The organism is Sphingomonas adhaesiva (genome assembly GCF_036946125.1).
Classification (GTDB): domain Bacteria; phylum Pseudomonadota; class Alphaproteobacteria; order Sphingomonadales; family Sphingomonadaceae; genus Sphingomonas; species Sphingomonas adhaesiva_A.
Genome location: NZ_JAQIJT010000002.1, coordinates 2586202 through 2598655, shown reverse-complemented (window position 1 = coordinate 2598655; position 12454 = coordinate 2586202). Strand labels below are relative to the sequence as shown.

The window sequence follows — 12454 nt, the reverse complement described above, 5'->3', positions numbered from 1 at the left end:
TGCCACGGCTGGCTGATTTATCATACAAAAACGTCGGGCGCTCGCAAGAGGGGCCGACAGGGGAGGACGACCGTGATTTCGAAGGCATTCCTGCTCGCCGCGGCGAGCATCGGCACGCTGGCCGCGCAGGCGCAGGCGCAGGCGCAGGCGCAGGCGCAGACGGCAGCACCGGCGTCGGACGCCGCACCGCAGAGCAGCCAGGGCGGCACGACCGACGCCGCGACTCCGGCCGCGGACGGCGACGAGATCGTCGTCACCGGCTATCGCCAGTCGCTGCGCACCGCGATCAACGCGAAGCGCGCCGCTGACCCGCGTGCAGGAGGTGCTGGCGGCGGAGGACATCGGCAAGCTGCCGGAGGCGAGCATCGCCGAATCGCTCGCGCGTCTTCCCGGCCTCGCCACCAACCGCGACCGCGGCAACGGCACCGCCATCTCGATCCGGGGCATGGGGCCGAACCTGGTCAACACCTTGCTCAACGGGCGCGAGATCGTCTCCGCGGAGGCGAGCCGCAACGTCCGGTACGAGCAATATCCCGCCGAGCTCATCAACGGCGCCTATGTCTTCAAGTCGCCGACCGCCGCGCAGGTGGAGGGTGCCATCGCCGGCCAGGTCGACCTGCGCACGCTGCGCCCGCTCGACTTCTCCGAGACGAAGGTCGTGCTGAACGCGCGCGCGATCTACAGCGACCTGGCCGAAAAGGTGCAGGACACCAGCCCCTGGGGCTGTATCGCGAGCGCCTCGGTGGTGACGCAGCTGCTCGACGACACGCTGGGCATCGCGGTCGGCTATTCCGGGCGGCGCCAGTCGGTCGCGACGGTGCGCACCAACATCTTCCGCTACACCAACAGCTTTGCCGACCTGAACGGCAACGGGCAGGGCAACGACAACATTCCCTTCGGGTTCGAGGGGCTGGCGCGCGGCGGCGACGACATCCGCCACGGCGCGCTCGCCGCGCTCCAGTGGAAGCCCAGCCGCGCCTTCGAGCTGAACGGCGACTTCTTCTACAGCAAGGTGAAGTTCGACGAGACGCAGCGCGGCTTCCGCGTCGAGAACCTGCCGTTCGGCAACACCCAGAGCGGCGTCAGCGCGGTGACGATCCCGCAGGCGGGCGGCGGCACGCAGGACTATGTGACCGGCATCACCACCACCGTCTTCCCCGGCAACGAAAGCTTCGGCCAGGTCGTGCGCGGCGTGAACGAGCTGTTCTTCTTCGAGGACGATCTCTACGCCGGCGGCCTGAACGCCAAGTGGCGACCGGAGGGGTGGGAGATCGCCGCCGACGTCGGCTATTCCACCACGCACCGCGACCAGCAGTTCCTGACGCTGCGCACCGAGCCGTTCGGCTTCGCGCCCACCACCACCTTCCGCTCGGGCAACGACAGCGTGCCGGCGATGACGATCAACGCGAACCTCGCCGATCCGTCCGCCTTCCGCATCGCCGATTTCCAGATCCCGGAGAACGGCGGCGGCGCGCCGCTCATCAACGACGAATTGTGGACCGCCAGCCTGGATGCCACGCGCCAGATCGGCCGCGGCCCGCTCGCGGCCCTGCGCTTCGGCGCGCGCTACACCGACCGATCGAAGGATTATACCCAGCGCACGCAGTTCGGCTTCATCGATCCGGCGCAGCGCACCGCGACCCCCGCGTCGCTGCTGAACGGCACCTACAATTTCTCCGGCGCCTATGCCGGGCTGCCCGCCGTCCAGTCGATCGACATCCTGAAGGCGGTCACGACGCTGTTCGGTCCGATCGCGCCGACGCAATCCTTCTTCGACCAGCGCTCCAGCTGGCAGGTGGGGGAGAAGACCTACGCCGGCTATGCGCAGGTCGACCTGGAGGGCAACCTCTTCGGCCTGCCCTTCAACGGCAACGTCGGGCTGCGCGTCATCCGCACCGAAACCGACTCGCGCTCGATCCGCATCGATCAGGACCCGACCTCGCAGACCGCGGTGCCCGTGCGCGTGACGAACGAATTCACCGACTGGCTCCCCAACCTCAATCTCACGTTCAAGCCGACCGACAAGCTCCAGATCCGCCTGGGCGCCAGCCAGGCGCTCGCGCGCCCGCCGCTCGACGATCTGAGCGCCGGGTTCGGCGTCTTCACCTTCGGCGCGCCGTCCGCGTTCGGCGGCAACCCGCTGCTGGAGCCGTTCCGCGCCAAGCAGCTCGACGCCACCGTCGAATGGTATTTCGACCGCGACAGCGCGCTGACCATCTCGGGCTTCTACAAGGACCTCAGCACCTATATCGCGCAGCAGGTCACGCCGATCTTCGTCAACGATGCCAACGGCAACCCGGTGGAGGGCACCTTCCGCCGGCCGATCAACGGCTCGGGCGGCACGATCAAGGGCGTCGAGGTGCTGTTCCAGAAGGCGTTCACCTTCCTGCCCGCGCCGTTCGACGGCTTCGGCACGTACCTCAACTACAGCTATACCGACAGCAACATCTCGGTGACCGAGAACGACAATGCCATCGGCGCGATCCAGCTGCCCGGCCTGTCGAAGCATGTCGCCAACGCCACGCTCTATTACAGCAAGGCGGGGTTCGAGGCGCGCGTCGCCTTCCGCTACCGCTCCAATTACGCGACCGAGCTGGGCGATACCGACCGCATCCTGTTCACCGCGCCCGAAAGCGTGCTCGATTTCCAGACCAGCTACGAATTCGGCGCCGGCGCGCTGAAGGGCGTGCGCCTGCTGTTCCAGGCCAACAACCTGACCGACGAGCCGTTCGAGACCTATTACGGCGACCGCCGCCTGCAGGGCCGGTACGAGAAGTTCGGCCGCCGCTTCCTGGCGGGCGTGGGGTTCAGCTTCTGATGCGCCGCGCGCTCCTCACCGCCGCCGCGCTGCTGGCCGCCACCCCGGCGCTCGCGGGACCACGCGCTCCGGTGCCGCCGCTCTACCTCGGCGCGGACCTGTCCTACGTCAACGAGATGGAGGATTGCGGCGCGGTCTATCGCAGCGGCGGAAAGCCGGTCGATCCGTACGCGCTGCTCGCGAAGAAGGGCGGCAACATCGTCCGCGTGCGCATCTGGAACGATGCGAAATGGACGAAGTACAGCGACCTGGCCGACGTCTCGAAGACGATCCGCCGGGCGAAGGCGGCGGGCATGCAGGTGCTGCTCGACTTCCATTATTCGGACGACTGGGCCGACGGCGACAAGCAGATCGTGCCCGCCGCCTGGGCGGCGCTCGATACGCCCGCGCAGGCGAAGGCGCTCTACGCCTACACCCGCGACGTGCTGGGCAGGCTCGACGCACAGGGGCTGATGCCGGAGATGGTCCAGGTCGGCAACGAAACCAACCCGGAACTGATGGCGGGGCCGAAGAAGGCGATCGACTGGACCCGCAACGCGACGCTATTCAACGCCGGGATCAAGGCGGTGCGCGATGCGGGGAAGGCGGGCCGGATCGCGCCGCGCGTGATGCTCCACATCGCGCAGCCCGAGAATGTCGAGCGCTGGTTCGACGATGCGACCGCGGCCGGGGTGCTCGACTATGACGTGATCGGCATCAGCTATTACAAGAAGTGGTCGACCCAATCGATGCCCGAGATGGGCGCGACGCTGGCGCGCGTGAAGGCGCGCTACAAGGCGGACGTGATCGTGGTGGAGACGGCCTATCCCTTCACCATGGCCAATGCCGATACCTCGCCCAACCTGCTGGGCGAGGATACGCTGGTGGCGGGCTATCCCGCGACGCCGGCGGGGCAGCGCCGGTATCTCATCGACCTGACGCAGACGGTGGTCGATGCGGGCGGCGTCGGCGTGGTCTATTGGGAGCCCAACTGGGTGTCGACCCGCTGCGGGACGCGGTGGGGCAAGGGCTCCAACTGGGAAAACGCCGCCTGGTTCGACTACCGGCGGCACGAGGCGCTGCCGGCGTTCGATTTCCTGACGCACGACTACCGCCGGGGCGCGACGGCGAAGTAGCGCCGTCCACCCGCCTCCGCGGGGACGACGGCGCGGGCGCAAGGCGGCCGCATCCCGCGTCGTCCCGGACTTGATCGAGGCCTCTGCGAAACTCGGTTCCTTGTTCCCCGGCGAAGGCCGGGGCCCAGCTGGGGGACGGCGGTAACAGACGGAAAAGCCACGCCAGCTGGACCCCGGCCTGCGCCGGGGAACGGCGACATCGTCAAGCGATCCACGACGTTCGCAGAGGTCCTGGGTCAGGCCCGGGATGACGTTCCGGAAAACCGCTGTCCTACACGCCCCGTCATCAGGCATGCCCGCCGGATCGTGTTGCGCCCGTCGACCCCCGCCCAGCTCACGCCGCCCGCGACACCCCCGCACGAACCCGCTTCCGGCGCCGACGTGGCGTCAACTTTGTCAACTTCCGCTCACAGCGCGGCGACGAATCGCGCCGCCCGCGCGCCCACCTCGTCCGCCGTCATCCCCGCCGCGTACAGCGCGGAGCCCAGCCCGAACCCCGCCGCGCCCGCCGCGCGCCACGGCGCCATCCCCTCCGGGGTCACGCCGCCCACCGGCAGCACCCGCACCGCCTTGGGCAGCACCGCGCGCATCGCCTTCAGCACCGCGGGCGACGCGGCCTCCGCCGGGAACAGCTTCAGCGCAGCCGCGCCCGCGTCGAGCGCCGCGAACGCCTCGGTCGGGGTCGCCACCCCCGGCAGCGCGACCAGCCCGCGCGCCGCCGCCGCCGCGATCACCGCGGGGTTGGCGTTGGGCGCGATGATGACCGTACCGCCCGCCGCCTGCACCGCCGCCACATCCTCGACGCGCAGCACGGTGCCCGCGCCGACGACCGCGCGCCCCTTCAGCGCGCGCGCCAGCGCGGCGATGCTGGCGAGCGGGTCGGGCGAGTTCAGCGGCACCTCGATGATCGTGAACCCCGCCGCGACCAGCGCCTCGCCGATCGCGACCACCTCGTCCACGCGCACCCCGCGCAGGATCGCGATCAACGGGCAATGCGCGAAGGCGGTGTCGAAGGCGGCGAGGTGGGTCATGCGGCAAGCTCCTGTATGCGGGTGATTCCGGCGACGAAGGCGGCGTTGCTGTCGACGATCGCGGCGCGGCGCCCCAGCGTCTCGATCGCGGCGGCGTACAGCCCGCCCAGCGCCGGATCGGCGAGGACGTGGACGAGGTCGTGGCGCGCCTGCGCCAGTCGCTGCGCCACATCGGCGCCGATCAGGAGCCCGCTGGCATATGCGGCCGCCGCCGCATCGTCGCGCATCCCCAGCAGCGCGGCGGCGCGAATGCCGAAGAGGCTGGCGGCCAGGTCGGCGCGCGCCCCCTCCGCCACGCCGTCGCGGAACGCAGCGCCGTCGCTCACCGGGCCGGTCAGCTGGCGCGCCAGCAGCCCGTGCGTGCGCAGCAGCGAGAACAGCTCGCCCGTCATCGCGGTGACGAAGGCGGCGATCCGCCCCTGCGCCATCGTCGCCCATTTGCAATGCGTGCCCGGCTGGCACAGCAGCGCGTCCGCCGGCACCTGTCCGGCGGCGACCGCGCCCAGCAACTGCACCTCCTCGCCGCGCATCACGTCGCCGCGCCGCGCGTCGCGGTACGAGACGCCCGGCACGATCCGGACCCCCGGCGCCACTTGCGCGACCGCGGCGGCGACCTCCGCCAGTCCGGCGGGCGCGGGGACGTAGGGCATGGCGCGCCACCCGATATTCGATCCCACCATGCCCGCGAGCAGCAGCGGATGGTCCCCGTGCCGCGCCCGGATCGCGGCGATCTCGGCGGGGAAGTCCTCCACGACCGATGCGCCGCGATCGTCGCGCTCGGTGGTGACGACGCGGCCGTCGTCGATCGCGAACACGCGGCGGTTGGTGGTGCCCCAGTCGACGGCGAGGAACCTCATCTCACCACCATGTCGCATAGAGGGCGACGAGGATCGCCAGGACGCCCAGGGCGGCGACGTTGAACGCGGTGGTGGTGGCGTAGCTGACGTCGCCGGTGACGACGCGGTTCGCCTCGCGCGCCTGCGGGCGCAGCAGCGAGACGATCGCGGCGAGTGCGGCGGCGGCGACGAAGACCACGACCATCCGGTTCATGAACGGCAGCGCCGGCAGCGCCGATTTCAGCACCAGCGACAGCACGAAGGAGGCGACCGCCGCGGTCAGCGCGCCGGCCTCCGTCGCGCGGCGCCAGAACAGCCCCATCAGGAAGATGACGGTGATGCCCGGCGTGAAGAAGCCGGTATATTCCTGGATGTACTGGAACGCCTGGTCCGACTTGCCCAGCAGCGGGCGCGCGGTGACCATCGCCAGCACGATCGCCACCGCCGCGGCGATGCGCCCGACCATCACCAGCCGCCGCTCGGTCGCCGGGTCCTTCGCCGCGCCGTCCTCTGCGGCGGTCGCGGCGCCCTTGCGCTTGGCATAGAGATCGAGCGTGAAGATCGTCGCGATCGAGTTGATCTTGGACGCGGTGGAGGCGACGATCGCCGCCACCAGCGCGGCGAAGACGAGGCCCAGCAGCCCCGGCGGCAACAGCCGCAGCATCGTCGGATACGCCTGGTCGGGCTTGGCCAGGTCGGGCGCCAGCACGACGGCGGCGATGCCGGGCACGACGATCACGAACGGCATCAGCATCTTCAGGAACGCCGCCAGCACGATGCCCTTCTGCGCCTCGGGCAGGTCCTTGGCCGCCAGCGCGCGCTGGATGATATATTGGTTGAACCCCCAATAGCTCAGGTTCGCGATCCACATGCCCCCGATCAGCACCGAAATGCCGGGCAGGTCCTTGTAGAAGGGATTGTCGGGCGACAGGATCATCTCGAAATGTTCGGGCGCGACCTGCTGCAACCGCGCGAACCCGCCGATGATGCCGCCCGCGCCCCCGATCCGCGACAGCGTGATCGCCGAGACGCACAGCCCGCCGAAGACCAGCAGCGTCACCTGGACGATGTCGGTCAGCGCCACCGCCTTCAACCCGCCGCGCAGCTGATAGAGGAGCGCGAACAGCCCCAGCGCGATCAGCGCCGCGTCCTGGTCGACGCCCGCCACCTGATTGACCGCGATCGAGCCCAGCCAGATGATCGAGGTCAGGTTCACGAAGACGTACAGCCCGAGCCAGAACACCGCCATCAGCGTGCGCAGGTTCGGGCCGTAGCGCTGCTCCAGGAATTGCGGCATCGTGTAGATGCCGTTCCTCAGGAAGATCGGCAGGAACCACTTGCCGACGATCAGCAGGGTGAGCGCGGCCATCCATTCGTAGGAGGAGATGGCGAGCCCGATCGCATAGCCCGACCCCGCCATGCCGACGATCTGCTCGGCGGAGATGTTCGCCGCGATCAGCGACGCCCCGATCGCCCACCACGGCAGCGACTTGGACGCCAGGAAATAGTCCGAGGAGTCCTTCGTCTCGCCCGCCTTGTCGCGGCTCACCCACTGCGCCAGCGCGAAGATGCCCACTGCATAGGCGATCACCACCGCCAGATCGATCGTCGAGAGCGTCATCGCGCCGTTCCTCCCCAAGCTGCTGCTGAATTATACGATAAATTGTGCAAGTCCAGTCCGACGACTTCACATGGCGCATAGCTTGGCGCAGAAGAAGCATTATGGAGAGGGGGCACACCACATCCGATCGCGCCTTGCAGCACGATCTCGGCCGCAACCTGACGCACGGGATGCTCGACACGCTGGGCAAGGCGATCGTCATCGGCCGCTACGAAACGCGCCCGTTCCCGACCGAGGCGGAGATCGCCAAGGCGTACGGGGTCAGCCGTTCGGTGACGCGGGAAGCGGTCAAGATGCTGACCGCGAAGGGTTTGGTGACCGCCCGGCCGCGGCAGGGGACGGTCGTCAGCCCGGCGTCGCAGTGGAACCTGTTCGACACCGACGTGCTGCGCTGGCTGCTGGAGCGCAAATTCTCGGTCGACCTGCTGCGCCAGTTCAACCAGCTGCGAATCGCGATCGAGCCGGAGGCGGCGGCGCTGGCGGCGCAGTTCCATTCCGCTGCGGACATGGCGGCGATCCGCGCCGAGCTGGCGCGGATGGCGGCGGCCGAATCGGGCACCGGCGATCCGCTGGAGGCCGACATCGCCTTCCACGTCGCGATCCTCCAGGCGTCGGGCAACCCGTTCTACGCCCAGTTCCGCACCGTGGTGGCGACGGCGCTCCACACGTCGATCCGCTTCACCAACCGCATCAAGGGGCGCTCGGCCAACATCGCCGATCACGCCGCCGTTGCGGATGCGATCGCGACCCGCGACGCCGATGCCAGCCGCCGGGCGATGCGGCGCATCATCGGCGACGTGCTCGACCTGATCGGCGACCAGCGCGACTAGGCCCGATCGACAGGCGTGGCCGGGGTGGCAGGCGTCCGCTACCCGCCGAACCGCTGGGTCGGCAGCCCGCGGCATCCCGGATCGACCTCGAACAGCGCGCCGGCCAGCGGCTCGTCATCGCATCCGTCCGCGGCGGAGGTGACGAACATCCGGTCGAGCCCGTCGCCGGCAAAGGTCATGCTGGTGATCTGCGACGCGGGCAGCGCGATCGACCGCATCCGTGCGCCCGGCGGATCGAAGCGGCTGACCTGCCCGGTTCCCCAATGCGCCACCCACAGGCAGCCGTCGGCGTCCAGCGTCATGCCATCGGGGCTGCCCCATGCCTCGTCGAACACGATGTGCGGCGCCCGTCGGCCGAGCGTGCCGTCGTCGTGAACGTCGAACCGGAAGATGGTGCGCCGCGCGGTATCGGTGTGGAAGATCGTCCGGCCGTCCGGCGCGATCGCGGGGCCGTTGGCGATCGTATAGGGTGCATCCACCTGGCGGCAGCTGAAGTCCGGGTCGAGCCGATAGAAGGCGCCCGTCTCCCCCTGGCACGAAAACGGCATCGTCCCGGCCCAGATGCGACCGGCGGCGTCCGCCTTCGCATCGTTCATGCGGTTGGCGGGCAGGTCGGGCTCGGGGTCGTGGATGGGGGTCACGACCGGCGCGGCACCCGGGGGCAGCAGCAGTTCGACGAAGCCGGTGGCCGTGCCGGCGATGAAGCCGGCGCGATCCTGCCGCTCGATGATCCAGCCGGTCGGCGCGGGCATGTCCCATGCCGTCACCGTGCCGTCCGCCAGCGCCAGCCGCCGCACGCACCGCCCCAGTATGTCGACCCAGTAGACGGCCCGTTCGCGGCCGGACCACAGCGGCCCCTCGCCCAGTGTCGCCCGTCCGCTGCCCGCTACCGCGGCGACCATCTCAGTGACTGTCGCGCGGCAGGCCGCGCTCGGCGATCCGTTGATACTTGACCGCGCTCTCGATGACCGCGCCGGTGTCGAACTGGCCGACGGTGTCGCGGTGGATCTCCTGCCACGGCGTCTGCGAGGCGGGGATCGCCACGCGTTCCAGCTCCGCCCGGCGGCGCGCCAGTTCATCTTCGTCGACCAGCATGTCGACGCGGTTCGCCTTCAGGTCGATCCGCATCCGGTCGCCGGAGCGCAGCAGCGCGAGGCCGCCGCCGACCGCCGCTTCGGGGGCGGCATTCAGGATCGACGGGCTGCCGCTGGTACCCGATTGCCGCCCGTCGCCCAGGCAGGGGAGCGCATGGACCCCGGTGCGGATCAGCGCGGCGGGCGGCCGCATGTTGACCACCTCAGCGCCGCCCGGGTAGCCGACCGGACCCGCGCCGCGCATCACCAGGATCGAGCGTTCGTCGATCCCGCTGGCGGGGTCGTCGATCCGGGCGTGATAATCCTCCGGTCCGTCGAACACGACGGCGGTGCCGGTGAAGGCATCGGGATCCTCGGGATCGCTCAGGTACATGCCGCGGAACTGGTCGGAGATGACCGACAGCTTCATGACCGCGGCGTCGAACACGTTGCCCGACAGGACGGTCAGCCCGGCGGCCGGCTTCAGCGGGCGATCGAAGGGGTAGATCACATCCTCGTCCGCGATGGTCGCGCCCGCCACGTTCTCTGCAACCGTCGCGCCGTTGGCGGTCAGCGCGCTGCCATCGATCAGCCCGGCCGCGAGCAGCTGTGCCATCACCGCCGGAACGCCGCCGGCGCGGTAGAAATCCTCACCGAGATACTGGCCCGCCGGCTGCATGTTGACCAGCAGCGGGATGCCCGCCCCCTGTTCCTCCCAATCGGCCAGCGACAGCTCGACCCCCATGTGACGCGCGATCGCGTTGAGGTGGATCGGCGCGTTGGTGGAGCCGCCGATCGCCGAATTGACGCGGATCGCGTTCAGGAAGGCCGGGCGGGTCAGGATGTCGGACGGACGGCGGTCGGCGCGTACCATCTCGACGATCGTACGCCCCGTCTCCCATGCGCATTGCTGCCGGTCGCGGTGCGGCGCGGGGATCGCGGCGGAGGCGGGCAGCGACATGCCCAGCGCCTCCGCGAGCGAATTCATCGTCGTCGCGGTGCCCATCGTGTTGCAGAAGCCGGTCGACGGCGCGCTGGACGCGACCAGTTCGATGAAGCCCTTATAGTCGATCTCGCCCGCGGCCAGCAGCTCGCGCGCCTTCCAAACGATCGTCCCCGACCCGGTGCGCTGGCCCTGGTAATGGCCGTTCAGCATCGGCCCGACGGACAGGGCGATCGCGGGAATGTTCACCGTCGCGGCGGCCATCAGGCAGGCGGGCGTCGTCTTGTCGCACCCGATCGTCAGCACGACGCCGTCGATCGGATAGCCGTGAAGTACCTCGACCAGGCTGAGATAGGCCAGGTTGCGGTCCAGCCCGGCGGTGGGGCGCTTGCCGGTTTCCTGGATCGGGTGGATCGGAAATTCGATCGGGATGCCGCCGCGGTCGCGGATACCCTGCTTCACGCGATCCGCCAGGATCAGGTGATGCCGGTTGCACGGCGCCAGGTCGCTGCCGGTCTGCGCGATGCCGATGATCGGGCGATCCGACTGCAGCTCCTCCAGGCTCAGCCCGTAGTTCAGGTAGCGCTCGATATAGAGCGCGGTCATGTCGGGGTTGGAGGGATCGTCGAACCAGGCGCGCGAGCGCAACCCCGTGCGATGCCGGGCCTCTGGCGGCAGGTCGTCGTTGCTCATCCGGTCTCTCGTCAAATGGCCATGCGGCGGCGATGTCGGCGGTTGATAGCCGATCGGCACGCAGCTAGGAAGACATTTGTACGATAATTGGAGCGATACGGGATGAAGGTGGCGTTGGTGGGGGTCGGGAAGATCGCGCGCGATCGCCACGTCCCGGCGATCGAAAACGACCCGGCGTTCACGCTGGCGGCGACCGCGGACCCGTGCGGCGGGATCGACGGCGTGCCGGCGTTCGCGACGCTGGACGATCTGCTGCGCGCCGGTCCGACGCTCGACGCCGTCGCCATCTGCACCCCGCCGCAGGGGCGCGCCGCGCTGGCCGCCAAGGCGCTCGGGGCGGGGCTGCACGTGCTGCTGGAAAAGCCGCCTGCGGCGACGCTGGGGGAGGTGGCGTTGTTGCGAGAGGCGGCCGCCGCGGCCGGTCGCACGCTCTTCGCGGCATGGCATTCGCGCGCCGCGGGCGCGGTGGAGCCGGCCCGCGCATGGCTCGCATCGCGCCGGGTGTCGGGGATCCGGATCGACTGGAAGGAGGATATCCGCCGCTGGCATCCCGGGCAGGACTGGATCCTCGACGCCGGCGGCTTCGGCGTGTTCGACCCCGCGATCAACGCCTTGTCGATCGCCACCGCCATCCTGCCCGGCCGATTGCTCGTGACGCAGGCCGACCTGGCGATCCCGAACGACCGGCAAAGCCCGATCGCCGCGGAGGTCGGGCTGGCCTGCGGCGATGCCGACGGGCGCATGTCGCTCGATTTCCTCGAGCGTGACGCGCCGTGCTGGACGATCGTGGTGGAGTGTGACGACGGCGTGTTGCGGCTGGACGACGGGGGCCGCGTCCTGCTCCTCGACGGCCAGCGCCGTTCATACCCGAACGAGGAATATCCGCGTCTCTACCGGCGTTTCGCCGGCCTGATCGACGACGGGCGATCGGATCTGGACGACGAGCCGAGCCGTCTGGTGGCCGACGCCCTCGCGATCGGCCGTCGCCGATCGACCGCGACATTCTCCTGGTGACATGCCACGTGGCCCCGACGGCCGGCGGGTGGCTGACGCAAGCCGATGCCGGGCGATTCGCCGCGCGCGGCCTATTGCTCGGGTCGGCGCGGGAAAGCCGACGACGCCCCCGGATGATCGATGGAGCCGAAGCCGCGCAGCCAATCCGCGCGCTCCTGCTGCATCAATTCCGTGGTGTAGGGACAATCTTCCACGCGCATGCGCTGCGACGCCCGGGCGGCCACACCCTCGGAATACGGATTATTGATCACCGAAAACCCTTCTCCGCGCTGCATCAATCCGTTCTGCCTGCTGCGGCGACCGCCTCGCGGGCGTCATCCTCGGTGCGGAAAGTAACGGGGATCCACTCCCCGCTTTCCAGCAGGCGGATGCCCCACTTGCCCTCGAACTCCCGCTCGGGTCGGATGGCAACCTCATATAAATCATCCAGCTCCATCCTGCATTACTAATGTAAGTTTCCATTGGATGGATAGTCTCCAG

11 protein-coding genes are annotated in these 12454 nt (G+C 69.5%); 4 read left to right on the top strand and 7 right to left on the bottom strand.

Annotation, left to right across the window (positions count from 1 at the left end):
- Positions 1-313 precede the first annotated feature (313 nt).
- Together PGN23_RS18375 and PGN23_RS18370 are read left to right on the top strand one after the other, a co-directional pair.
- Positions 314-2818 carry a TonB-dependent receptor gene (locus PGN23_RS18375; RefSeq protein ID WP_335304535.1) on the top strand — a complete coding sequence of 835 codons (2505 nt, stop codon included), beginning with the start codon at positions 314-316 and terminating at the stop codon, positions 2816-2818.
- Positions 2818-3933, top strand: coding sequence for a glycoside hydrolase family 53 protein (locus PGN23_RS18370; RefSeq protein WP_335300747.1), 1116 nt, complete (start codon positions 2818-2820; stop codon positions 3931-3933). Before PGN23_RS18375 ends, PGN23_RS18370 begins: the two co-directional genes overlap by 1 nt.
- A 407-nt stretch (positions 3934-4340) precedes the next feature.
- Here PGN23_RS18370 and PGN23_RS18365 read toward each other — a convergent pair whose 3' ends face one another.
- From PGN23_RS18365 to PGN23_RS18355, 3 genes are read right to left on the bottom strand one after another with little or no spacing between them, the layout of a single operon-like run.
- Entirely contained in the window at positions 4341-4964 is a 624-nt protein-coding gene (locus tag PGN23_RS18365) for a 2-dehydro-3-deoxy-6-phosphogalactonate aldolase (RefSeq protein WP_335300745.1), read from the bottom strand.
- Entirely contained in the window at positions 4961-5821 is an 861-nt protein-coding gene (locus PGN23_RS18360) for a 2-dehydro-3-deoxygalactonokinase (protein WP_335300744.1), read from the bottom strand. The genes PGN23_RS18365 and PGN23_RS18360 overlap by 4 nt, the downstream gene beginning before the upstream one ends.
- Position 5822: 1 nt before the next feature.
- Positions 5823-7421 carry a sodium/sugar symporter gene (locus tag PGN23_RS18355; RefSeq protein ID WP_335300743.1) on the bottom strand — a complete coding sequence of 533 codons (1599 nt, stop codon included), beginning with the start codon at positions 7419-7421 and terminating at the stop codon, positions 5823-5825.
- 101 nt (positions 7422-7522) lie between these two features.
- Between PGN23_RS18355 and PGN23_RS18350 the strand changes: the two genes are divergently transcribed.
- A complete protein-coding gene (locus tag PGN23_RS18350) occupies positions 7523-8251 on the top strand; it encodes a FadR/GntR family transcriptional regulator (protein ID WP_335300742.1) in 729 nt (242 codons plus the stop codon).
- A 38-nt stretch (positions 8252-8289) separates the two neighbouring features.
- On the opposite strand, the gene PGN23_RS18345 is transcribed toward PGN23_RS18350, so the two are convergent.
- A complete protein-coding gene (locus tag PGN23_RS18345; protein WP_335300741.1) occupies positions 8290-9153 on the bottom strand; it encodes an SMP-30/gluconolactonase/LRE family protein in 864 nt (287 codons plus the stop codon).
- 1 nt (position 9154) lies between these two features.
- Positions 9155-10960, bottom strand: a complete 1806-nt coding sequence (locus tag PGN23_RS18340; protein ID WP_335304534.1) for an IlvD/Edd family dehydratase — start codon at positions 10958-10960, stop codon at positions 9155-9157.
- 102 nt (positions 10961-11062) lie between these two features.
- On the opposite strand from PGN23_RS18340, the gene PGN23_RS18335 reads away from it, so the two are divergent.
- A complete protein-coding gene (locus PGN23_RS18335) occupies positions 11063-11974 on the top strand; it encodes a Gfo/Idh/MocA family protein (RefSeq protein WP_335304533.1) in 912 nt (303 codons plus the stop codon).
- A 71-nt stretch (positions 11975-12045) separates the two neighbouring features.
- Here PGN23_RS18335 and PGN23_RS18330 read toward each other — a convergent pair whose 3' ends face one another.
- A complete protein-coding gene (locus PGN23_RS18330; protein WP_335304532.1) occupies positions 12046-12249 on the bottom strand; it encodes a hypothetical protein in 204 nt (67 codons plus the stop codon).
- Positions 12249-12410: a hypothetical protein gene (locus tag PGN23_RS18325; RefSeq protein WP_335300737.1), complete on the bottom strand. Its 162-nt coding sequence runs from the start codon at positions 12408-12410 to the stop codon at positions 12249-12251. The genes PGN23_RS18330 and PGN23_RS18325 overlap by 1 nt, the downstream gene beginning before the upstream one ends.
- Positions 12411-12454: the final 44 nt, after the last annotated feature.

Bases quoted from the DNA above. Each gene is read 5' to 3' on its own strand.
- PGN23_RS18335 (WP_335304533.1), top strand. From the start codon at position 11,063: ATGAAGGTGGCGTTGGTGGGGGTCGGGAAGATCGCGCGCGATCGCCAC.
- PGN23_RS18355 (WP_335300743.1), bottom strand. From the start codon at position 7,421: ATGACGCTCTCGACGATCGATCTGGCGGTGGTGATCGCCTATGCAGTG.
- PGN23_RS18340 (WP_335304534.1), bottom strand. From the start codon at position 10,960: ATGAGCAACGACGACCTGCCGCCAGAGGCCCGGCATCGCACGGGGTTG.
- PGN23_RS18345 (WP_335300741.1), bottom strand. From the start codon at position 9,153: ATGGTCGCCGCGGTAGCGGGCAGCGGACGGGCGACACTGGGCGAGGGG.
- PGN23_RS18325 (WP_335300737.1), bottom strand. From the start codon at position 12,410: ATGGAGCTGGATGATTTATATGAGGTTGCCATCCGACCCGAGCGGGAG.
- PGN23_RS18365 (WP_335300745.1), bottom strand. From the start codon at position 4,964: ATGACCCACCTCGCCGCCTTCGACACCGCCTTCGCGCATTGCCCGTTG.
- PGN23_RS18350 (WP_335300742.1), top strand. From the start codon at position 7,523: ATGGAGAGGGGGCACACCACATCCGATCGCGCCTTGCAGCACGATCTC.
- PGN23_RS18360 (WP_335300744.1), bottom strand. From the start codon at position 5,821: ATGAGGTTCCTCGCCGTCGACTGGGGCACCACCAACCGCCGCGTGTTC.
- PGN23_RS18370 (WP_335300747.1), top strand. From the start codon at position 2,818: ATGCGCCGCGCGCTCCTCACCGCCGCCGCGCTGCTGGCCGCCACCCCG.
- PGN23_RS18330 (WP_335304532.1), bottom strand. From the start codon at position 12,249: ATGCAGCGCGGAGAAGGGTTTTCGGTGATCAATAATCCGTATTCCGAG.